Genomic DNA, 23,682 nt, shown 5'->3' with positions numbered 1-23,682 from the left:
CTATTAATTAAAAAATAAGAGCAAAATGGAAACAAGAGTCAACATCAACAAAACAGAACCGCAAGCATACAAAGCAATGTATGCTCTAGAAAATTACTTGGCCACCACCCAATTAAGCAAATCTCATAAAGAATTGATAAAAATTCGTGCATCTCAAATTAATGGTTGTGCATTCTGTATTGATATGCATACAAAAGATGCACTAAAAAATGGAGAAACAAATCAGCGTATTTTTTTATTGAATGCTTGGAGAGAAACCGATTTATTTACAGAAGAAGAAAAAGTAATTCTTGAAATTACAGAAGAAATAACTTTGATTCACAATCAAGGTTTATCAAGCAAAACTTACGAGAAAGCAACACAGCTTTTCAAGGATAATTATTTAGTTCAACTTATGATGATGGTGGTCACCATCAATGCTTGGAACCGAATTGCTGTAAGTACCCATATGGAGCTAGGAGTATAAACTCTTGCGAGCACCCTATATAAAAATAGCAGTTAAGAGCTAAACTCAAAGTTCAGTTCTTTTCTGCTATCTTTGTTTTAAAACCGAAAAAGAGCACTCATAAATCTTCTACATTTTAAATTACTAACCGTTGATTAACATTTGAGCTAAAACAGAAAATTCTGACAAAAAAATACAATGATACGACCATTTTCAGCCAGTATTTCTGAAGAGATTCTTGATGACCTAAAAAATAGAATTAAAAATACACGCTGGCCAGATGAAATAACTAACTCAAATTGGATGTACGGAACCAATCTTTCTTTTATGAAAGAACTATCCAATTATTGGCTGTACGAATTCAACTGGAGAAAAGTAGAAGCTGAAATAAATTCTTTTCCAAATTTCATGGCGACCATCGATGGTTATGATATTCACTTTATACACGTTAAAGGAAAAGGTGAAAAAAACATTCCATTAATCATAACTCACGGTTGGCCGGGTTCTTTTCTCGAAATGCTTAAGCTAATACCAATGTTGACGAATGATGAAGAAATTTCTTTTGATTTAGTCATTCCTTCCGTTATTGGGTTTGGATATTCAGGGAAAAGTCAGGTTGAAGGTTGCAATTCAGAATTTGTGGCTCACTTATGGCACAAATTAATGATGAAATTAGGATATGAAAAGTATGGAGCTCAAGGCGGAGATATTGGTTCCGGAGTTAGCTCTTGGCTCACTTTAAAATATCCTCTAAACCTAATTGGTTTGCATCTAAATTACATTTCTGGCTCTTACAAACCATTTTTAAAAGATGGGGAGCAATTGACAGGTGAAGTTGTAGCTTTCCAAAAATACGCATCAGATTGGGCTACTAAAGAAGCCGCATATTCATTTATACAAAGTACAAAGCCTATAACATTAGCCTTTGGATTAAATGACTCGCCCGTAGGATTATGTGCTTGGATTATTGAAAAATTTAATTCGTGGAGCGATAATAATGGAGAGATCAATTCCATATTTACAAAGGATGAGTTACTTGCAAACGTAACACTCTATTGGATGACTCAAACAATTCATTCATCCATTCGAATGTATAACGAAAACAGCAAATATCCCTTACAACTTGGCGAAAATGATTACATAAAAACCCCTGTAGCATTCGCAAAATTTCCGAAAGAATTACCCACGCCACCACGTTCATATATCGAAAAAGGTTTCAATATTACACATTGGACTGAAATGCCGGCTGGTGGACATTTTGCAGCAATGGAGAAACCAGATTTATTAGCAAAAGATATAAAAGATTTTTTTAAAGAATTAGCTATATAGAAAAAATGCTATAGTTTAAAAATGAAAAAACCACAGTTAATAACTAGCGTTCGTGCGGTCGGTACAGCCTGTCCCGTTGTATAGTGGGAGTCCTAACGCTCCGGCAAATAGGCAAGGTTTGAGTTAACGCTGCTGAGAAAAGTCTAATCCTTATAGGCTATGTTTACTCGTATAAGCTAACACTCCTGTCGCTTAACCTGTAGACAGTAGCGTAGGGGAAAGGCTTTTCCAAATCGACCATTATTTGTAGAAAGTGCTATAAAAATCTTAATACCTTTATTTTGATTTTATAATCAGGAACAATCCCATCAGAAGAATTAAAGCTCCTGGCCAAAACAAGAAACCGGGAATTTCATCTAGAAATATAATAGCTAAAAATGCAGCCAATAATGGCGTAAGCAACCTTAATGAGGTAACTGTGACTGAAGCCAAAACCGAAGAAGCGTAGGCGTAACACAATGTCGGTAAAAGGGTAGCTAAGATTCCTAAGGCCAGGAATAGATATAAAGCATTAACATCAAGAGAATTAATAATAGCACCACTATCTCCAGAAAAACCAATGATAAGGAGACTTATTGCACTGCCGACAAAGAATGTAAAAAAGCTTGCTAGTGGTGAGGAGGGTTTTTTCTCCTCGGGAATGTTCTTATAAAGAATAGAATAGAATGCCATTGCTCCTCCGGCAAGTAATGCCATAAAATCTCCCAATAAATGCAATGTTCCAGAAGAAAATTGGGGAGAGGAATTCCCAGAGATCACCACTAAGATCACACCAATCATTCCCAAAGATATACCCCACATCTCCTGAGAAGAAATTGAAAGCCCTTTACTTCTTTTGTAAATCAACGCAAATAAAGGGGTTGTATTTGTAAGTATGGAAACTTCTGCTACCGGCGCAATCTGATAAGAAATTACAACAAGCATAAAATAGCAGGCCATCAGGGTTCCCAATCCCCAGGCTTGTTTAGACTTCCATAATTTTTTACCCAATGAATAGTGGCGAATTAGGAAAAATAAAAGAATAAATATCAGACCAATACAACAACGTCCGGCTATAATTTCCAAGGCAGAGAAATCCTTTAAAAATCGAACGAATATACCTGTAGTTGACCAAGCCAATGCAGAGAATAAGGCAGCTAAGAAACCTAATTGCTTGGTGTTTTTAAAACTCATAACTCGTAAGTAATTTCAGTGTTAAGATGATGTTTTTTCACAAGCCTGTTCTCCATTGATAAAGTAATTCATAAAAATACCCTATTGAAATATTATCTAACTAATAACGAATAGCTTTTATCAAATTATAGTTTGTATAACTTGAACTTATCTCAATAATCTGGACTTTTATTCTCATTTTGACGACAAAAATTCTCAATTAGAACACACACCAAAAGAACCCATAAGACCTTTGTATTTCAAAGTTTAAAGATAAAAATATAAAAAGTATATTGACAGCATCATTGGATCGTATTGGAAAACCAATCACACAAGGTTAGTGAAAAACGGACATTTGGTAACCGTTTATAGCAGTAAAAGCAAAAGGCGAGATGAAATCAAAACGCTTGGCACAAAGTAATTCCCTCTTCTATCTGGAAAAAAAAAGACCTCTGGAATCTGCTACCGGCAGCATCCCGGATCAATGCCCAGAAACGTGATAAAATACCTGCTCCGGAGCGTATAGAGTGTCAGCGCGGTCATTCTGGAAAATTGGGAAATGCTGCACGAGAATCAATAGCAACGCTTTAAAAAGGAAATTCAGGTAGCGTTGTTGGGGAATTATACGATTGACATGTGGAGACAACAGGGCATAACCCAACTACAAAATAGTTGCAAGTATCTGATTGAAACCCGGGGAGGTTAGGCCTTATTAGATCACCAGGTAAATGGATCGAAAATAGAAGTAGGGTAGCGACCAGGTACTCAGCAAGGTGAGTCAGTTTTGATTGTACAGTATCTTATAATTACAGCATCAAGTCCTATCAGATCTCAGCGGATATGTATAAATTTAGTGTGATATAACGAGTTGTGGTGCATTAACCAAATTTGAAGAAATTGAAAAACCGAATTAAACAATCTGAAATACTAACCTTGGAAAAAATTCAACGAGAATTTTCGCGTCATGGCTCATTTTATTTTGCAGAAGTAGTTTATGATAGCAACAGAAAATTTTACGATTTATATATAAAATTTAATCAGAATGAAATCTCTCAAAATCAAATTGAAAAGGTTAACAATCTAAATAAAAATAGGGAAGATTATATAAATGAAATTGAGCAGTACTTATTGTCTACACTAACTAAAGCAGAACAAAAAAAAGAAACTCAAATTAAAAATACCAAACTAAATGTTGACTTGATTGAAATTCAGGACGAGAACAAAAAATATGACCTGATCCTTATTTGCGGAAAGCACTATGAATATTTTGGTTTCTTGAAGAAAGATATTGGTATAAGAGTGGAAATCAAAGAAGGTAAAATAAAATCTATAGAAAGGAAAAGTAACACAGTAAAAGCAAATAACTATAAAAAACGCTCTACAACAAGCAGGTAGTCGTTGCACAACCCCTTAACTATTTAAAAAACGCATTCATTTAAACCGTTCCGATAGCTCGGGATGAGCGGTTTTCTAGTTTTAGACCGTTTGTAAATCAGCAACATGATGTCCCTTTAAAATGGACTTATATTCCTGATTTATGGTCATTGCAAACTTCGTCATTTCCAGAAATAGGTGACCAAAAATCCATTCGGAAAATATATTGTACTTTGGTTTCGTTTATGCAAATAGTTAAAATGGAATCAATAGAAGAATTTTATAAGTACAAGTTCAATAAATATCCTGAAAATCTTCACAATACAATCGGACAATTCAATGTGTTTCAGATTGAAAACCGAATGAGAAAAAATGAAGAATTTCCAATTCACATTCGCAGAAATTTCTTTAAAATAATGCTTTTTTCAGGTGAAAATACGTTTAGATATGGAAATCAAAATATAAAAGTAAGCGGCAATACTTTATTGTTTTTCCACCCGAATATTCCTTATTCGTATCAACCTTTATCAGCCATAACAAAAGGTGCTTTCTGCGTTTTTAAAAGTGAATTTTTTCAAGGCAATTACAAGTTAGATTTAGACAATCTTTCTCTTTTTAAATCATCAAATCCACCTATTTTTAAGCTATCAAAAACCAGCTGTCAAGAGGTAGAGAACTTATTCTCAAAAATGCTTCAAGAAGTGCAAGGAGATTACATCTACAAGTATGATTTGATTAGAAATTATGTAAGCGAATTATATTTTTTGGCAATGAAATGGATCCCGCCAGAAAATTTTTTTCAATATGGGGATGCAAGCAAACGCATTACAATGATCTTTACAGAATTATTGGAACAGCAATTCCCTATTCAATACAAGTCTGACAAACTAAAATTTCGCTTGCCTAATGAATACGCAGAGAAAATGTTTGTTCACGTTAATTATCTGAATAGGTGCGTAAAAAAAGTAACAGGAAAAACAACGAGCCAACACATATTTGAACGAATAGGTACAGAAGCAAAAATTTTGCTCAAACACACCGATTGGACAATTTCGGAAGTAAGTGAAACTTTGGGTTTTGGCGACCCTGCACATTTTAATAAATTCTTTAAAAAACAAACAGGAATAAACCCGAGTTCTTTTAAATTGGTTTGATTTTTACAAATATTGATTTCTATCCTACTTACCATCTCCAAGAAATCCATTCTAATTTTGTAACCACAACAAAAGTATAAAAATGGAAAACTCAAAAGTTTGGTACATCACGGGAGCATCCAAAGGTATTGGACGTTCTTTAGTAGAACAATTATTATTACAAGGAGAAAAAGTTGCTGCAACTTCACGAAAAATTTCTGCTTTTTCGGGCATTGCGAATGAAAACTTTTTGCCCTTGGAAGTTGATTTAACAGACGAAAAATCAATTGCAACATCATTCGAAAGCACTAAGTACGCTTTTGGAAAAATAGATGTAGTTATAAACAACGCAGGTTACGGAATTGGCGGAGCAATAGAAGAATTATCGGACGAAGAAATAAATGACAATTTCAATGTCAATTTTTTTGCTGTTGTAAAAGTCATTCAGCAAGCATTGCCCTACTTACGCAATCAGCGTTCGGGACATATTATTAATATTTCATCAATCGCAGGTTTTGCACCAGGACTTGGTTGGAGTATTTATTCCGCAGCAAAATTTGCGGTAACAGGTTTGTCTGAAGCATTGGCGAATGATTTGAAACCATTAGGTATAAACGTTACAGCGGTTTTACCCGGATGGTTTCGCACTAATTTCGCAAAAGCAGACTCGATTAGTTTCGGCAAAAAACAAATTGACGATTACAGTTTTTTGAGAGCTGCACACCAAAAAATGACTGAAATAGACGGAAAACAATTAGGCAACCCCGACAAAGTTGCGAACGCTTTTATTGAATTAATTAATAGCCAAAATCCTCCAACACTTTTATTTTTAGGAAGTGATGCCCACAAAAGAGCGATAGACAAAACCAATCATTTATTAAAGCAAATTGACGGATGGAAAATTCTTTCTTTATCAACAGACTTTGACAAATAAGCAACTTAAAGTCCAGTTTTTTATTGCAAGTCCATTGTTATCTAACAGATAACAATGGACTGCTAATTGAACTATGCAAACCTATCAAGACAGAATACTAAGGTGTAAAGATAAAAGCTAAGCATACTACTTATGACGGATGGACAACTCACAGTAAGGTTTTCGCTTCACAGCTAACTTTGGTTTCGGTGGTCAGGAAAGTGCTTCGAAACTGCCATAAGCCATGTGCAAAACATTGTAATCAATTTACAGAAATCAAAATTTGGATTAAATTGAACTTTTGTAAGTTATAAATATTGTCAAATGGAACAAAAGATGGACATTAAGAATTTCATATCAAACCTTCCAGAATTTCTGGAAACGGAGCAAATCTTAGCACCGTGGGAATTGACTATTAATCTGAAAAAAATCATTGAGAAAATACTTCCATTACTCGGAACGGAATTTAAAGTTTCTGACGGAATAGCAATTCATAAATCTGTAAGTGTAGAAAGCGGAGTTACATTTAAAAAACCCTTTATAGCAATGCAAAATTGTCGCATCGGAGCAAACGCATATTTTAGAGAAGGAGTATTCTTGGATAAATCTGTGAATATTGGACCAAGTTCTGAGATTAAAAGCAGCATAATTTGTGCGGAAACAGCAATTGCGCATTTAAACTATATCGGGAATAGTATTATTGGACAAAAAGTTAATTTCGAAGGAGGCTCAATAGCAGCAAACCATTACAATGAAAGAGCGGACAAAAAGATTCTAGTAAAATACAAAAATACTGTAATTGATACCGGAGTCGAAAAATTCGGAGCCTTGGTAGGCGACAATTCGAGAATAGGTGCGAATGCAGTTTTATCCCCGGGAACAATTCTTGAAAAAAACTCGATTGTGAAAAGATTGGAATTAATTGAGCAACTATAACGGAAAAAAAACGGGCAACAACAATTAGCGTTCGTGCGATCGGTACAGATTGTCCCGTAACATAGCAGGAGCCCAGCTTGAACGCCGTGTTGACTGAACCGTCCCGATAGCGGGATTCGGTCAGCCTTCTATAGGAGTTAGTCTGTTTTAGGATGGTTATTTGAGGTCTGCACTGAACTCGTATAGTGTTTTGGAGGGCTTGTTTTTCTTTGAAGTACACCTACCGAACCAAAAGAGGTTTACAAGCAGCGTTGGCAGATTTAGGGCTGATGCTTTTTACTTACAACATTAAAAGGGGCATCAACCTTGGGATAGCATTCAATACTGCTCTTGAGAATTAAATATCAGGTGTTTAGAGTTTGATGAGGTCGTTAAAAGAAGGATATGCAAACGGTATTGCCTTGAGGTCACTCTTGTCTATTATTTAAATTTTATTGGATATCGAACACGCTTCAACTACTTTTAAGAAATAAACAGATAGTTTTGAGATAGACTACAATTCGTAATACTTAACAAGAATAAAGTGAAAAAAAATATTGTTTTACCGTTACTCATGATGATAGCAACACTTGCATCTTCTCAAAAAATAGAAACTATGAATTGGTATAATGAACCTGCCTCATGGCAAGTGTCAGAAGATAAATTGGAAATGTTCGTGACCCCGCAATCAGACTATTGGCGTGAAACACACTATGGTTTTACAGTAGACGATGGACCATTTTATTTTACAACCAGAGGAGGAGAGTTCGAGGCAACCCTAAAAATAACAGGAGAATATAAAACCCGCTTTGATCAAATGGGAATGATGCTAAGAGTTGATGAAAAACATTGGATAAAGACAGGAATTGAATATGTTGACGGTAAATATAATTTCAGTACCGTAGTTACCGATACTAAAAGTAGTTGGAGTGTGATTCAATTGTCACAACAACCTCGTTCGGTATGGATTAAGGCTGTTAGACGATTAGATGCTGTTGAAATATTCTATTCCCTTGATGGAGAAAATTATACGATGAGTAATTTAAGTTATCTAAAAGGCGATGTTCCGGTTAAGGTAGGTATGATGGCAGCAAGCCCTGATGGAGAAGGATTCAAAGCTATATTTGAAGAATTTAATATAAAACACTTACCTGATTTGAGAAGATTAGAATGGTTAGAAAAAAATAAAGAATAACAACTCTCTAAAACATCTTTAAATTAATTTGACGTTTAAGCCTCCTTTCCAGAATATAACGACTAAGCCATTTAAGGTTCCCAATTATAGAGCAGTCTTGATCTTTAGGGTTCCAGCCTAATCAATGCGCTCAAAGACATACTTTTCCGTATCAAGACAAAAAATGAAAATATGAAAAGGAATTAATAGTCTGAAAGCTCTTGAACCTATTTACATTGGTTTGTATCGTCCCAAAGGTCTAGTTTAAAATTGATAGGAGTAACATTAAGATTGACTTAGTCATTTAGTGGTACTAAAACAAATTAGCCCAATTCTTGAATTTAAATACGCTTATCCTTGATTTGAAAACTTTATAAATCTTCTGGCCTTGTAATTTTGTTCAAAACAAAAAAATGAAAATACAAAAAGTTTGGTTGATTACCGGTGCCTCTAAAGGAATGGGACTTGAAATTACAAAAGCAGTTTTAAGGAATGGCGATAAAGTCATTGCGACTTCTCGAAATACAAATACACTGTTGAAAAATATTAAAGAATATGACAGCAATTTACTTCCAATAAAACTGGACATTACCAATGAAAAAGAGGTTGCAAATGCTGTTTCAAAGGGGATAGAAACTTTTGGTAAACTAGATGTGATAGTCAATAATGCGGGCTATAACCTTTTGGGGAATATCGAAGAGTTAAGTGATGAGGAATTTAAAAAAACAATGGATGTCAATCTTTTTGCAATAACCCATATTCTTAGAAATGTCTTGCCACACCTACGCAGGCAAAATTCGGGGCATATCATCAACATTGCTTCTATGATGGGGTATATGAGCTATCCTGGCAATGGCAGCTATAGTGCTTCAAAATATGCTGTTATAGGATTATCGGAAGCATTGGCTCAGGAAGTTGCGCCATTTGGCATTAAAGTAAGTATTTTGGCTCCAGGAACTTTCCGAACAAATTTTATGAATGCGGAAACACTCCATACTGCTCAACATAAAATGGATGCCTATAATTTAGATACACAGATAGAACAGTTTACAGGGGTTGATGGTAAACAGTTGGGGAATCCTAAAAAATTAGCACAGGTAGTACTTAAACTCGCAGAAATGCCGAATCCTCCCTTGCACCTTCCTTTGGGATCTGATAGTTACACTGCCATTCTAGAAGTTCGTAAAAACGAAAAAGAAGAAATGCAAGAATGGAAAACCTTATCTTTATTTACAGATTTTGATTAAAATAGGATGAAGAATGCGGCTCCATATAGAATTGAAACCATATCTGAACTTCATAGATTATTCAATTTGCCAAAGCCTATTCATCCTTTGATAAGCGTGATTGATTTTGAGCTTTTAAGATTTGACTCTAGTGATATTTGGAGCAGTTTTTATTATGATTTTTATTGTGTAGCGATTAAAAAAGGTGCGTCAGGTAAATTCCGTTACGGACAGAGTCATTATGATTTTGATGAAGGTGTAATGAGTTTTACCAAACCAGGTCAAATTTTTTCTGTCACAAATTATATAGGTGAACCCGTGTCAGGATATATGATGGTTTTTAAAGCTGACCTGATACGGCATTATGAATTAGGTAAGAATATTGGTAATTATGGATTTTTCTCTTATGCTACTGCAGAGGCGCTTCACCTATCTGGAAAAGAGGATTATATCATTATGTCTTTGATGCTTCAAATACAAAGTGAATTAGAAAACAACATAGATCATTACAGTCAGGATTTAATAGTTTCACACATTGACCTTCTACTCAATTATGCAAAGCGTTTTCACAACAGGCAATTTTTGACGCGAAGTTCTGTAACTAATGATATTGTAGTAAAAATGGAAGAATTAATGGATGAGTACCTTAAAAATGAAGCTAAACTTTCGGGTGTACCAACAGTGAGCTTTTTTGCGGAAAAACTCCATACCTCTCCCAATTATTTAAGTGATTTATTAAAAAATTCAACCGGCAGAAATGCCCAAACCCATATTCAGGAATCCCTAGTTGAAAGAGCAAAAGAGCTGCTTTCAACAACTAATTTAAGCATAAAGCAAATCGCTTATGATTTGGGGTTTGAATACCCCCAATCTTTCAGTACTATGTTTAAAAAAAATACACAACAAACACCTTTACAGTTTAGGACATCATTTAATTAAAAAGATTACTACCGCTAATAACTAGCGTTCGTGCGATCGGTACAGCTTGTCCCATAACATAGCAGGAGCCCAGCTTGAACGCCGTGTTGACTGAGTAAGTTTTTAATTTTTTTAAATAGATTTATTTTTTTAGGTTATACAGATTACCCTAAGCTAGTTTGTGTGGGGATGTGGTATTTTAATGTTATGTATTGGTAAACATGATGAAAGTTGTGGTTATTCCGGGAAATGTAAAGGGGCAATAGGTATATTTATCGGGATATAACGAATTGGGTGCAAGCATAAAAATCGAGAAAATAGTTTAAAATATATGGACTACAACAACAAGAAATTCAAACCAGTTAATAATACAGAGAATGGCGAAACTACAGAAGAAACTATATTTGAGTATAAACAAATAAACAACATCCTGACAGCTGAATATAAGGGTGGGCAAATAATAAAAGGGCATCTGATCGGATTAGTGGACGAAAATGGAAATATCGAAATGCGTTATCATCAAATCAATAAAAGAGGAGAATTAATGACGGGCATTTGTTATTCAAAACCGGAGTTTAACGAAAATGGAAAATTAAGACTCTATGAAAGCTGGAAATGGACTTCTGGTGATATGTCTAGCGGAAATTCCATTTTAGAAGAATTGTAGTTTGAATTAATAACATATAATAGCCAGTTGCCAATAGAGGAGGTAAAGTGGAGTCTCACACCGGCTCAAGCGAATCTTTGTAATGTTGTGTAAATAAGGCAAAGTGTAAGCTTAACTCAACATCAAAATACCACAATTCAAAACCCCAATGGTTGGCACTAATCGACCGACAAAACGACACAATTTGATCCTAGCTATCCAACCAGATAGGCACCATGGCGACAATAATTTTAAACAAGTTTTGGGAAATTAAGCAGTTCTAATCGGGGGTAGCGTACAAAACCACATAAACATAAGAAAGGAAATTAGTATCATATGAGCTACTGTTTTAAATTTGTGTTTTCTTTAATATAGCAGTATTGGTAAAAGATTTAATTTACAGATATGCAGACGAAATTCTTTTTATACCAATTACCTCAGGGAACTCAAAATCCCGATGATAATCTTCCTGTGGATTTTAAGGATCCCTTTGAGGTAATCGTTTTTGTTATACTTCCCATACTTCTTATTGTAGGTTACATAATCTGGAGAAGGAAACGGAACAAACCTAAGGATTGAGGCTTCTTGTTGGGTAAAAGTTAAATATAACTTATGAATGCCAATTCTAAAATAGCGTCTGAGATTAGGCTTTGTTGCTTTTAAGCAACTTTTACTTATTTGACAAACCTATTTTTCAGTTTTTCTTCTAAATCGGCTAAAGATAGCGTGGCCTCGATGACCTTTTCATCAGCAGATAGTAAAATATATCTTGGTATGGAAACGATATTGAAATGTGTGGCAAACGCACTCGAAAAGCCTCCTTCGGCATATAATTTAAATGACCCAGGCACTTCATAGTTATCCAGTCCTTTTTGATAAAGATCAAAAGTCTTATCTATAGATATTGAAATTACCTTTAAATCATCCTGATACAGCTCTTGTAATTCGTGTACTTTAGGAAAACTACGTATGCAGGGGCCACACCAGGAAGCCCAGACATCTATTAAAATAGGTTTATCGGTATATACATCTCTAAAGTTTATTTCTTCCTGTTTTGCATGCTGTAACTTAAAATCAGGTACAGTGGTTCCTGATGCGTACCGTAGCTTATTAGATTCATTGCGAGCTATTTTAGCCAGTAATTCATCATAAGACTCATCATTCAAGTCATTTTGATACCGATCTATAAGCTTACGTGGAGTCGTGAACTTAGCTTTTAAGGAGTCTGGTACATAATCAAATTCCTCTGGATAATACTGCAGATTTCTATACAGGATGACTGACTTAAAAGGAGGCTGGATGTTTTCAGCAAGTACATCTGTGGTTAAAACATAATGTTCTGCTGCTTGCCGTATACTATCAAAATACACTCCATAGGTTTCCCTGCCATAATATTCAAATCCTTTTTTTTCATAAAAGGAAAGAAGATAGGGGGCAGCAGTATAGTCTTTTAGCTTTTTAAAATCAAACAAATCTTTGTCAATATTTACGTGAAATAAACTGTCTTTCTTATCAGAAGGAGTACGGGTCAATACATAATCCAGAATCGCGCTGTTTTCAAAGGCTCGGTTATCCAATTTACTCAGACGGTAGAAATAAGAAGTTGTGTCAGCGATATAAGTGTCTAGCAAATTATTCATAAAATCAAAATAAGCGGTAGTCTGCTCTTTAAAAGTATTGAAGGAGGCATTATAATCCCAGCTAAGCACCTCAATCTGCTCGTTGTTATAAAACTCCTCGAGATAGGTGTTTTCACCTTTTAAGTCGCCTTCAAATACATCCCTTCCATTTTTTTGCCGAATGGTCAGGTCTGTACCCGGAGTAAGAAATAAACGGGAATTTTTAGAATTTCGCTGAATATAAACATATTGTGGTCTTTCAATTTCTAGGGAAATAGATGTTTTCTCTGGAACATCCAGATTGAAAGTGTCTGTTTGTGAAATGCCATTTTTGCTAAGTTGTGTAGCAATGATTTTTTGAGGAAACTCGTCAATGTTTTTAAAATGAACCACAGCAAATTCCTGTTTGTCCTTACAAGAAGAAATAATAAAAAATAAAGCAACAAGAAATAGCAGATCAGTTTTCATAAAATTGAGCTGGAGTGGTTAGGAATTTTAAATTTAGCAATTTAGCATCAATTTCGGTACATACCTTAAAAATAGGTTCATACAATAAGGTGCAAAGTAGATCCGTTCATGCAATACTTAAACAGCTGGCTGTATTATTTTTTTACCGAGACACTAATGATATTATTTAAAAACAGTAGAAATAGGTAAATCGTCAATCCCAAAATTTCCGCGATACTCCCAAATATAACCTGGTATACGAAGTTCTTTTAAAGCCTCATTTACAGCTTTTAAATACTTTATACGTGATTGTTTGTCTGCATTTCGAGTTGCTCCATATTCGGTGCACCATACTTCAACACCGTGAGTACTTCTCCAGGTGTCTACTAAAGTTAATTTATCACGAATAGCCTGATAAGTTCCGGTCTGAGAATAATCCCTAAAATTTACTGCTCCAGCAGTACCAATCGCTTTTTCCGACAATTGAGGCATTGGGGTAACTTCAGTAGAATCAGGATACGGAAAAGGAATCCCGGTAGTTGCATTCTGATCCCCGGTCCAGTTTGTTCCCTGATGTGTGAATATAAAGGGTTCATAGAAATGAAAACTGTAAATTATAGAATCAAAAGGAAGGGGTTGCATCCGTGATAGCTCATAAATGCTATTATAATTTGAAGCTCCATACACGATACCAATTTCAGGATAGTTTATACGAATACGTTTGATGATAGCTTTAGCTGTTTCTTCCCATTCTTTTGGATAAAGTGCTGGCTCATTTACAATATCAATATAGAGTTCTGAATAAAGCAGATGGTTCTGTTTCAGAAAATTAAGTAATTGCAACCAATTTTCAGCAATTCGTTTTCCTTGAGTCTGATAATTTTGTTGATTAAGATCCTGATTGAAATTTGATAAAATCAGGATCATCTGTTGTTGCGAAGCGAAACGCGTGATGCGTTTAACCAACTTCTTCAATCGCTTGTTTTCGGCTTTGCTTGTATTATTAAGAAAATAGCTTAGATCAATAGGAAGTCTGATGTTTTTAATTCCTGCATTTGAAACCAATTTCAGGTTGGTTTGATAATCCTGATAATTGGGGACCTTCTCTAAGTTCCAGGTTTGTTCCAGTCCTGTAATATTAATTCCTTGGCTATAAGTAATAAATATCTTACAAACTATAAAAATAAAGCTTAAAAAAGCCTTCCAATTAACTGAGGTCATAGCCGTAATTACTATATTCGTACTGCATCTAAAAATTCCGATGAAAACAAGATTATCTAAAACTTACTTTTTAGAAGCGCTTGAAGCGCAAATGTGGAAAGCTTCAAATATCCTGATTTGGGGTTCCATATTCTTTATGATATTTATTTCCATTTTAGATTTTCTTCTCATAGAAGATAAATATATAGTTCTAACATCTCTTAACGGCTGTACCCTGACTTTAATTGCTGTCTGCAATTATTTTTTATCTAAAATACTTAAAAAACCTACATTAATTCTTCATTTGGTTTTAATTCTATTGAGTTTTTTATTCCTCTTCAGTATGAGTTTAGCGGGGGTAATGGGATACTATTTATACCTTTCCCTCATTTGTATAACATTCATAGCTTTTAACAGTATTGCTGTATGGACACTGGGAAGTGCTGTTTTTCAGTGTTTTGTGCTGAGTGTTTTAATTGTAGGTATGGATTTTTATGATGTGCTCAATTTTTCAGAGTTGGAACATTACGGCATGTACACCGTGCTGGCTGTGGTAGCTTTCAGTATCATTTTTCCCTCTGTGAAAATGTTGAGTCTCGTTGATGAATTGAAAGAGTTCTATAGACTTCAACAGGAAAGTAAAGAAGTATCACGCCTTAATCTCAGTTTGCAAAAGGAAAATGACATTCAAAAGCAAAAGCTTAGCCGCTATGAAAATAGTGTGAAAGTCTTTAGGCATGATCTAAAAAACAAATTGGGAAGTATAGAATCCCTTATAGAACTTATAGAATTGGAGGGGCAATACACGGTGCAACCTGAGCAAAATAATTTTTTAGGTATGATTAAAAATTCGCTAGAAGAAGCCTCTGGTGAGCATACCTTTTTTAATAACTTCCGGGAAGAGGCAGAAGAACAAATAGTGTTGAACAAGTCTAGAATTGATCTCCACGAATTGATTAACAATAATCGCTTAAAACTCTTCGAAAAAATAACTTCTCAAAATATTAAGTTCCACATTGATTTACAGGCAGCAAATTCATTCATTTATGTAGATCGAAACATTGCAAATACAGCTATTTATAATTTGTTGAATTATGCTATTCGGTTTTCAAGAAATAATGATACCCTAATGATCACCTCCCGCAATTATCAGGATTTGATACTGCTAGAAATTGTAAACAGAAAGACTGGTTTACCTATGGCTCAGTTGGAGTCTTACTTTAAGAACCTATCCTATTATCAGTTACAGGATAAACAAAGCAATCGGGGGTTAGGTCTGAGTATTGCAAAAAATAATATTGAGCTTTTAGATGGTCATTTGAGGTACAGTGCATCAAATACTTTGGGCTTTGAATTTCTTATTGAATTTACATACAGTAGCAAATTGGATTGAGTATTTGATTACAAAAATTAAACAATGAAAAAAAAAATATTAGGATTTACAGTTTTAGCATTACTGAATTTTTTTAATGCTTTTGCGCAGATCAACCTAGATTTTACAACCTTTAATTATCCGGAAGAAACGATTACCTGGGGATCTCATACCAAGATGACTTACTTTATTCCCGTAGATCGTGCTATACTTCTTAAGAATAACAGCATTCATCTTGATTTTAAAACATCTGAAGTTTTAACCAGAGATAAGAGTTTTATTACCTTGGTTGTTGCGGGAACTCCACGGGCGACAAAATCTCCTGGAGAAGGGGATTATAAAGTAAGTTTTACAGAATCTTTCGAGGCTGAAGATGTGGTGTCTGGATTTTTAAAAATTGAAGTTCTGAATAACTTCTCAATAGCTGATGATATTTGTGAGATATATAACGAAGGTGCCTTTTGGATTCGGCGGCTCAATTCCTCTTTTATCAGTCTCGACTACGATAAATCTTATAGTAAACCCATAACTATAGCTGAATTCATTCCAAGAATAGAAAAGCTTCTAATACCTGAAAATCCTTCATATGAGGAGTTAAATTACGCCGCATATATTAAGTTTTTCTTTAAACGGGAATGGGGAACAGAACTTCAAATTGAAAACATACCCCAAACCTATAATAAAGCTCATACCAACAGTATTACACTAAGCAAATTTGAAAAACTTCCTGAAAAAATCAGAGAATCTGCTGTAGAAGATGTGAAGTCAGCAGGTTTAATAAAATTATTAACCTTAGCTGATACATTAACCACTGGTGATACAGGTGCAGGTAACCTAATTCAAACCTTGTTGGTAACTGGAACCCATTTAAAAAGCTTTCTCAACGCTTCCCAGAGTTTGTTGGCTAAAGACATCCTGCAGAGTGCATATAGTGATACCTATACGGTAAATGAGGGTATGGATATGAGCTATAAACATCCTTCTATAGATCAAAAGCTAAATTTCAGACAGCTTGGAGTTGCTGACGAAATAACCGAAGGTATTGGTAAACTTTCGAAAGAGATAACATTTTCCCGATCACTATTTGGAGCCGATTTGTCGGAGTTGACCATGCAGTTATCATTTACCTACCGCCCGTTAAAAGAAACGGAAAACGCTTATGTAAATATTTACCTCAATGAGAATTTAGAGCTGAGTGAAGCTTTAAACACCACAGGGAAGTTTGACCGCACGATCACTTTTGAAAATTTAAATCTGGGTAAAAACAGTCAGATAAAAGTGGAGTACTACTATGTCCCTGCAGGGGGGTTATGCATAAAAAATCCTATTTTATTCTATGCCCAGATCAATCTAGATCGTTCCTTCATTAAAGCTGCGGGATATAGCGAAAATAAAGATCTGGACTTTTTCTACTATCCGGAAATCTTGACTTCAAATCAGCCACCCGCAATCTATCTGGATATGCCCTATGATAAAGACCATATATCTGCATTAAGTGAGCTTATAAAAAGCATAAATTCAGGTGCTTACCAAAGAGCATATCTTTATCCAAGAATCATGCCCGCAGACAGCCTCAAACATAATGGAGACAAATTCAGCCCCATAATTATTTCTTCAAGATCCGGTTCATTAACCCGATTTGATGCATCTACTGCTAATTTCAATCTTGAAGGGGATAGATATAATTTTGAGAAAACAGACTATGCGAAGTATTTCAATTTAGCCTATTCTGAAGAACTCGGAGTAGCCCAATTATTTAAAAAAGGAGCTGTTAATGCAATGTATATGTATGTACCCGAAGATAAAGCATCCGCTTTAGAATTTATGGTGACTAAGTTAGAAGAGCAGGGGAGTCAGGGTAAGGGAGATCTTATTTTGTCAGGCGATCGCGAAGCATTTATTTTTGATTTAAATACGTTAAACAGTCAGGCAAACAAAGAAGAAATCCAAAGTAATTTTGACGTGTTTTGGAGTGACTATCGGGTTTTTGTCATTTTCGCATTGTTTGTAATCATGGTGGTAACCCTGATTTATATTTTTCAAAAATCCCAACAGTCCAAAAAAAATATAGTGAATGAAAACTAAACTGGTCCTACTATTTATTTGTTTTACGGCTTACCAACTACAGGCTCAAGATCTTGATCGCTTGAGTCAGCCTCAACCCGACACGACCTTGACAGAGACATCGGTCCGTTTAAATCCATGGCAACAGGCTAAAGGTGAAATTCTCATTTCACCTTATATAAGTCATTATGTTGCAGATTCATATAGGAATTCAAGAGGAACAAAAATTAATTTTGCTGATAACGGAAGGTATAGCAATTTTAATCCCAGAGTATTTATTGCAGCACCATTGATTTCCGAAAAAGTTAATCTTATTGCCTCCATTCCCTATTTTTTTAATAAATACGAAACAAATTCTGAATTCAATACCAATACAGATTTTGGGGATATAGAACTAGGACTTCGTTTTCATCTGGCAAAACTTAAGAATAATTATCTGTTGGGAAGCCTGATTGGGTATATTCCGGGTTATGAAAATACAAGCCCTCCTTTTGCGGGATATGATCTCTTTGCCTTAGAATCCCGCCTGGCTCTGGTGGGAAATCTACCATTCTTAGGAGAATATAATAATTTTCATAAGGTAGAGCTTGGCTTCCGATATTTTTTTCCGAATGATCCTGCACAGTTACGTTTTTTACTTTCAGAGGGCTATCGCATCACAAGTAAGCTAGTTTTGTTGGGAGAACTTGAAGGAATGTTTTCATTTAGTGAGAATGAAGCTTTTTTCAATACCAATTTACAGGCTGTTGCAGATTATAAAATGATTAAAGCTTCAGGAAATATGGGCTATGAATTTACTCCGGATGTTGCACTTTATGGCGGGTTCTTTCATGATATCTATAACCGTAATGCTGCAATTGGACGCGGATTTCAGTTATTCTCTGTGATTAAAATCAGATAAAATGCTCAACCACTATAGAAATGATATTTTTTTAAAATCAGGTTTGATTACTCAGGAGGTCTATGCCCAAATAGAGGAAATGAGTAAAAGCCTCAATAAATCATTCCTAAAGGTTACCCTTAATTATGCATTTCTTTCAAGACTCAAGTTTAAAGAACACCTGCAATCTTTAAATATTTCTTTTTTTCAGTTTGATTATACCAGTCTTTCAAAAATCAAAAAGGAACTTACCAAAGAAGAGTTTGATTTTTTATTAGATCAAAATCTCTATCCGTTAACCCTTAAAGAAGGAAAAGTTGACCTGGTAACAGCAGACCCCTCAGATGATATCAGCATAACACGATTTAAAGTCTTCTTCGGCTATGAAGTAGGTACCATTTACATTGGTGAAGATCTGGATATTGTCAAAGCTATGCATATGACTTACGGAGGAGTTATCTTACGCAAAGCGGTATTTGAACTCTACGAGAAGGATACTAAAAGTTCTGCGCTGGAAACGTTTACTTTAAGACAGGTTTTGGTATTGGGTATTTTAGGTTTTATTTTTTTGAGCGTATTGCTTTTTTACCCGGTGACAACACTCATAGGTCTTAATCTGTTCATCAATTTGTTTTTGCTGCTGGCAATAGGCTTCAAATTTCTTTTAACAGTGGTAGGAGCCAGGTCAGAAACGATTCAGAAAATATCACAGGCAGAGCTTTCTGAAATCAAAGATGAGGATTTACCCTATTATACTATTCAATTACCGGTTTTTAAAGAATCTGAAGTGATTTATAAACTCGCTTCAAACCTGCAAAACCTAGATTATCCTAAAGAGAAACTAGATGTTAAACTGCTCATAGAATCAGACGATGAAGTCACTTTTAATGCTGTAAAAAACCTCAAGTTCCCGTGTATCTTTGATCCGGTAATCATTCCCTATGCTCAGCCTAAAACAAAACCCAAAGCCTGTAATTACGGACTCCATTTCAGCAAAGGTACCTATCTTACTATTTATGATGCAGAAGACATACCGGATAGTGACCAGCTCAAAATGGTACACAGTCTGTTTAAAAAGCTTCCGGAGGAATATATTGTCATTCAATGTGCCCTGAATTATTTCAACAAAACAGAGAATTTTCTCACCAGAATGTTTACCCTAGAATATTCCTATTGGTTTGATTATATGCTCCCGGGATTAGACGGTTTAAAAGTTCCTATTCCTTTGGGGGGAACCAGTAATCATTTTAAGTTTGACAAACTGATTGAACTTGGGGGATGGGATGGGTTTAATGTAACGGAAGATGCAGACTTGGGGATTCGAGCTTATGCTAAAGGTTATAAGGTAACCGTATTGAATTCCACGACCTACGAAGAAGCCAATAATGCATTTTACAATTGGATTAGACAGCGGTCCAGATGGATCAAAGGATATATGCAGACCTACTTGGTTCATATGCGAAACCCTGCTAAATTGTACAGGGAAGTAGGTCTTAATGGTTTTTTGGGGTTCCAGTTTTTTATTGGCGGTACCTTTTTTACTTTTTTGGCTTATCCAGTATTACTGCTACTGTTTCTGTTTTATATTTTTTTGACATTTGACATCAGTTCCCATTTTGTAGGATCTTTAAATACGGAAATCATCAATTTTTTTAAGTTGATATTTCCGGAATGGGTTATAATTATTTCTGTTTTTAACTTTATGGCCGGTAACCTGTTGATGATATACATAAATATGATCGCAGTTTTCCGCAGGAAATCGTATAGTTTAATCTTATATGCCATAACTAACCCGGTATACTGGCTCATGCATTCCATATCTGCATATAAAGGCCTTTTTCAGCTGGTATCTAAACCCTTTTATTGGGAAAAGACCAATCACGGCCTCACCAAAGAGCATAAACCGGAAACAGAATGAAAAAGATATATTCCGTTCTATTAATTGGACTGCTCATTTCTGCTTACTATATCGGGATGGGCTTTTATCAGCAATCTCTGGGGTTTACATTTCTAGAGCCTTTATTCCTTAGTGATCGCCTGCAACTGCTGTTTACAAGTGATGTAAAAACGCTTGAGCTTTTTTATTTTACTTATCCGGCATTAACCCAGCTCCTTAATATACCTGCGTCACTTATCAATCCGTTGTGGGCGCCGCTTATCACTTCGGGTTTAATAATGGGTTTTTTTGCTGCACATATCATAGTAGAGTTATTTCAGCAAAGAATGAAAACGGTTTCTGTTTTGGTAAGTATCTACTTTTTAACCAGTCCGGTTATTCTTTCGATTGCTATTTCGGGTACCTCGCTATACTTGTTCCTGATTCTTTATTACGTGTTCTTTAATTTTTTATTTCGTTATACTCGGGATTACACTTCGTATAATTTTGTGATGATTAGTCTCAGTTTGACGCTTTTTGCCTTGTTGGATTATACGTTTTTGTGGATTCTTATCTTTATTGTTCCGATTATATTTTTATTCAGCCTTTTTAACTTTACAGATATTCAAAAATCATATATTGGTATATTTAAAGAACTAACTCAAAACAGATTTTCTGCTCGCGAACTTTTAAATAAATCTTTATCCACACTTTTAGTTATTCTCTTTACGCCTTTAATGGGTTTTGGTTTTTTCCTAATAATCAATTACTGGTTTACGGGAGATTTTATGTTTTTTGCTGATGCGAAAACCACATCTTGGAATAATCAACCTGAGCTGAGTTTTGTTTTTTACCAGCTCGATCCGGATGACTTATTAATTTTTGACTCTTGGAAATATACCATTACTTCCTCTTTTCTTTTATCGGCCCCGTTTATGCTTTCATTTTTAGTAGGTAGAAAGAAATTGTTGTTTCAATTGATCTTGTTTCTGGTTCCGGTATGGATTATTTACAAATTGAACTCCAACCCGCTGCAAAGACTTCCTCTTGAAGACTTGACCATTATAAATGCTGCAGGAATAGCGGGTTTTATTCATCTCTTGCAAACACCTATGATACAGTTTTTTAGGTCCAATAGGGTGGTGTATTTGACAAGCTTTGCTTTGTTGTGTTTATGCCTGACCAGCGAGTATTATTATTTAGAAAATTCTGAGAATCCCCGAGAACAAAATATGTTGTCATTCCTAAAACAAGAGGCACCTTTGAATACCGAAGATGTTACCGAGACAGCTCAATACATTAAGGAAAATATTCCGCAAGGCTCTAAAATTTTGACCGACAATTCATTAACCTATCCGGTGAGCGCATTAACTAGAAAAGAGGTACAATACGTTGATCAGTTTGATAATGATTTTTATATGGCATTACAAGTACCCGTTGTTCATGCAGATTACATACTGATTATTAATGATATTTATATTTTTGAAATAGAAAAAGGCTCAAGAAATACATTTTATAAAGACCTCAAATCTTTTCCTGTTATATATCAGAATGAAGTTTTCAGCATCTTAAAGACCCAAGATAAAACCTATGATTTCAGATAAACTACGATCTATTCTTACTGTTGATGACAATCCGCTAAATAGGTTTTTAATAACTACTATTGTAAACAAAATAGTCTCAGACTGTACTATGCTTGAAGCTGAAAATGGCTATGATGCATTGGAAAGTTTTAAATCATTAAAACCAGATCTTATATTTATGGACATTAAGCTTCCTGATATGAACGGTTTTGAGGTTATTCAGCACATAAGAACTTTGGAGATCCAAAGCCGAACGCCAATTGTTGTGGTTAGCGCAAATCAAGCTTCTGAAGAGAATCATTTGAAATACGATAATCTTATCGATGCGTACCTTGAAAAACCTATACGATTTAATGAGCTTAAATTAATTCTGGATAAGATTTTTCATTAATTGATAACGATCACTCAAATGCTGCGCAAAACCGTAAATCGCAAGGTCAGCTCTAAGTCGCTAGCGCTCCTGTTTTTTAGAGCTCTTTACGGGTATTCTGAACCGAGGGATCGTGCGGGTATAAATGACATACTCTTAAAAGATTTTCATTTAACTTGGTGGTCGAGTTAAGCGTATGCAGTAAAGTGGAATTAAATGAATCTTTAAAACGTATTATTGCTAACCAGGATCTGATCAAAACCTAAAGTAGAAAAGAGCGGGGATTACCAATTTTCATGAAGTCGTAATGTAAGCTTCAACGTATAATTTAAACTTAATTATCTCTTTGGTTCTTTTTGATTTGATTAAAATCAAAATTAAGGTTATCGTTGCACAGGTGCATTTAAAAAGAGTTCAGACATAATTAAAAAAGCAAAATATGGATAAGGATTTAGATAATTTACTGAATGCAAAATCTATTCAAGTCAAGAAGCTTCAGGAAATAGTTAAAAAAGCAATTGAAGATGAAAATTTAATAACGAACAACCTTTTAAACCCACCCAAAGAACTACTCACTAAAGGGCAAAGTATATCTGATAAGGTTGCAAAATTTGGAGGCAGTTGGGCATTTATTATCTCATTCTTTATAATACTAGTCGTTTGGATACTGTTTAACACTTTAACACCAATAAAGGACAATTTTGACCCGTATCCTTTCATATTAATGAACCTCATTCTTTCTTGTATTGCGGCATTACAAGCACCCATTATTATGATGAGTCAAAATCGGCAAGAAGAAAAAGACAGAAAACGCAGTGAGAATGATTATCTTATTAATCTAAAGGCTGAATTGGAAATAAATGCATTGAATCAAAAAATTGACTTAATCTTAGAAGAACAAATACAATCCTTATTTGAAAGTCAGGCAGCGCAATTGGAAATCTTAAAAAAGCTAGAACAAAAACTATGACAAAATAGATTTCAGAACGGTAATAATTATAGGTTTATTATTGACAGCAACAATTAGTATCGACTATTCTTTCAAG

Annotated in this window: 21 protein-coding genes; 18 read left to right on the top strand and 3 right to left on the bottom strand. The window is 34.8% G+C overall.

The window, feature by feature from the left end; all coding sequences use genetic code 11:
• Window positions 1-25: 25 nt before the first annotated feature.
• Together DSM02_RS01320 and DSM02_RS01315 are read left to right on the top strand one after the other, a co-directional pair.
• The gene (locus DSM02_RS01320; RefSeq protein WP_128763955.1) at window positions 26-466 is read left to right on the top strand and encodes a carboxymuconolactone decarboxylase family protein; all 441 of its coding nucleotides are present in this window, start codon (window positions 26-28) and stop codon (window positions 464-466) included.
• Between the two features lie 177 nt (window positions 467-643).
• Window positions 644-1,774: an epoxide hydrolase family protein gene (locus DSM02_RS01315; protein ID WP_128763954.1), complete on the top strand. Its 1,131-nt coding sequence runs from the start codon at window positions 644-646 to the stop codon at window positions 1,772-1,774.
• Window positions 1,775-2,050: 276 nt separating this feature from the next.
• Here DSM02_RS01315 and DSM02_RS01310 read toward each other — a convergent pair whose 3' ends face one another.
• Window positions 2,051-2,947 (bottom strand): DMT family transporter, encoded by an 897-nt coding sequence (locus DSM02_RS01310; protein ID WP_128763953.1) that lies wholly within the window; start codon window positions 2,945-2,947, stop codon window positions 2,051-2,053.
• A gap of 876 nt (window positions 2,948-3,823) precedes the next feature.
• On the opposite strand from DSM02_RS01310, the gene DSM02_RS01305 reads away from it, so the two are divergent.
• From DSM02_RS01305 to DSM02_RS01265, 9 genes are all read left to right on the top strand, one after another.
• Complete coding sequence (locus tag DSM02_RS01305; protein WP_128763952.1) at window positions 3,824-4,321, top strand: hypothetical protein; 498 nt, start codon at window positions 3,824-3,826, stop codon at window positions 4,319-4,321.
• Between the two features lie 239 nt (window positions 4,322-4,560).
• On the top strand, window positions 4,561-5,454 hold the full coding sequence (locus tag DSM02_RS01300) for a helix-turn-helix domain-containing protein (RefSeq protein ID WP_205875041.1): 894 nt from the start codon (window positions 4,561-4,563) through the stop codon (window positions 5,452-5,454).
• 82 nt (window positions 5,455-5,536) lie between these two features.
• Window positions 5,537-6,367, top strand: coding sequence for an SDR family NAD(P)-dependent oxidoreductase (locus DSM02_RS01295; protein WP_128763950.1), 831 nt, complete (start codon window positions 5,537-5,539; stop codon window positions 6,365-6,367).
• A gap of 303 nt (window positions 6,368-6,670) precedes the next feature.
• Window positions 6,671-7,282 carry a DapH/DapD/GlmU-related protein gene (locus tag DSM02_RS01290; RefSeq protein ID WP_128763949.1) on the top strand — a complete coding sequence of 204 codons (612 nt, stop codon included), beginning with the start codon at window positions 6,671-6,673 and terminating at the stop codon, window positions 7,280-7,282.
• Between the two features lie 523 nt (window positions 7,283-7,805).
• A complete protein-coding gene (locus DSM02_RS01285; RefSeq protein WP_240673949.1) occupies window positions 7,806-8,456 on the top strand; it encodes a DUF1349 domain-containing protein in 651 nt (216 codons plus the stop codon).
• 392 nt (window positions 8,457-8,848) lie between these two features.
• The gene (locus DSM02_RS01280) at window positions 8,849-9,682 is read left to right on the top strand and encodes an SDR family oxidoreductase (RefSeq protein WP_128763948.1); all 834 of its coding nucleotides are present in this window, start codon (window positions 8,849-8,851) and stop codon (window positions 9,680-9,682) included.
• Between the two features lie 6 nt (window positions 9,683-9,688).
• Window positions 9,689-10,600 (top strand): helix-turn-helix domain-containing protein, encoded by a 912-nt coding sequence (locus DSM02_RS01275; protein ID WP_128763947.1) that lies wholly within the window; start codon window positions 9,689-9,691, stop codon window positions 10,598-10,600.
• A 310-nt stretch (window positions 10,601-10,910) separates the two neighbouring features.
• Window positions 10,911-11,246 carry a n-acetylglutamate synthase gene (locus DSM02_RS01270; protein WP_128763946.1) on the top strand — a complete coding sequence of 112 codons (336 nt, stop codon included), beginning with the start codon at window positions 10,911-10,913 and terminating at the stop codon, window positions 11,244-11,246.
• A 384-nt stretch (window positions 11,247-11,630) separates the two neighbouring features.
• Window positions 11,631-11,804, top strand: coding sequence for an adenylosuccinate synthetase (locus tag DSM02_RS01265; RefSeq protein WP_128763945.1), 174 nt, complete (start codon window positions 11,631-11,633; stop codon window positions 11,802-11,804).
• A gap of 95 nt (window positions 11,805-11,899) precedes the next feature.
• Here the strand turns inward: DSM02_RS01265 and DSM02_RS01260 are convergent, their stop codons facing one another.
• Both DSM02_RS01260 and DSM02_RS01255 read right to left on the bottom strand, forming a co-directional pair.
• Entirely contained in the window at window positions 11,900-13,312 is a 1,413-nt protein-coding gene (locus DSM02_RS01260) for a TlpA family protein disulfide reductase (protein WP_128763944.1), read from the bottom strand.
• 162 nt (window positions 13,313-13,474) lie between these two features.
• Window positions 13,475-14,512 (bottom strand): glycoside hydrolase family 5 protein, encoded by a 1,038-nt coding sequence (locus DSM02_RS01255; protein ID WP_128763943.1) that lies wholly within the window; start codon window positions 14,510-14,512, stop codon window positions 13,475-13,477.
• A gap of 40 nt (window positions 14,513-14,552) precedes the next feature.
• Here DSM02_RS01255 and DSM02_RS01250 point away from each other — a divergent pair, with 40 nt between their 5' ends.
• From DSM02_RS01250 to DSM02_RS01220, 7 genes are all read left to right on the top strand, one after another.
• The gene (locus tag DSM02_RS01250; protein WP_128763942.1) at window positions 14,553-15,884 is read left to right on the top strand and encodes a sensor histidine kinase; all 1,332 of its coding nucleotides are present in this window, start codon (window positions 14,553-14,555) and stop codon (window positions 15,882-15,884) included.
• Between the two features lie 24 nt (window positions 15,885-15,908).
• Window positions 15,909-17,948 (top strand): cellulose biosynthesis cyclic di-GMP-binding regulatory protein BcsB, encoded by a 2,040-nt coding sequence (locus DSM02_RS01245; protein ID WP_128763941.1) that lies wholly within the window; start codon window positions 15,909-15,911, stop codon window positions 17,946-17,948.
• The gene (locus DSM02_RS01240) at window positions 17,938-18,828 is read left to right on the top strand and encodes a hypothetical protein (protein ID WP_128763940.1); all 891 of its coding nucleotides are present in this window, start codon (window positions 17,938-17,940) and stop codon (window positions 18,826-18,828) included. Before DSM02_RS01245 ends, DSM02_RS01240 begins: the two co-directional genes overlap by 11 nt.
• A gap of 1 nt (window position 18,829) precedes the next feature.
• Complete coding sequence (locus DSM02_RS01235) at window positions 18,830-20,725, top strand: glycosyltransferase family 2 protein (protein ID WP_128763939.1); 1,896 nt, start codon at window positions 18,830-18,832, stop codon at window positions 20,723-20,725.
• Window positions 20,722-22,287 (top strand): hypothetical protein, encoded by a 1,566-nt coding sequence (locus DSM02_RS01230; RefSeq protein ID WP_128763938.1) that lies wholly within the window; start codon window positions 20,722-20,724, stop codon window positions 22,285-22,287. Before DSM02_RS01235 ends, DSM02_RS01230 begins: the two co-directional genes overlap by 4 nt.
• Window positions 22,274-22,657 (top strand): response regulator, encoded by a 384-nt coding sequence (locus DSM02_RS01225; protein WP_128763937.1) that lies wholly within the window; start codon window positions 22,274-22,276, stop codon window positions 22,655-22,657. Before DSM02_RS01230 ends, DSM02_RS01225 begins: the two co-directional genes overlap by 14 nt.
• Before the next feature lie 418 nt (window positions 22,658-23,075).
• A complete protein-coding gene (locus DSM02_RS01220; protein ID WP_128763936.1) occupies window positions 23,076-23,606 on the top strand; it encodes a DUF1003 domain-containing protein in 531 nt (176 codons plus the stop codon).
• The last annotated feature ends 76 nt before the right edge of the window (window positions 23,607-23,682 follow it).

Origin of the sequence: Leeuwenhoekiella polynyae, assembly GCF_004104075.1 — a bacterium.
GTDB lineage: Bacteria > Bacteroidota > Bacteroidia > Flavobacteriales > Flavobacteriaceae > Leeuwenhoekiella > Leeuwenhoekiella polynyae.
The sequence above is the reverse complement of the archived record's forward strand: the minus strand, read 5'-3'. Positions and strand labels throughout refer to the sequence as shown.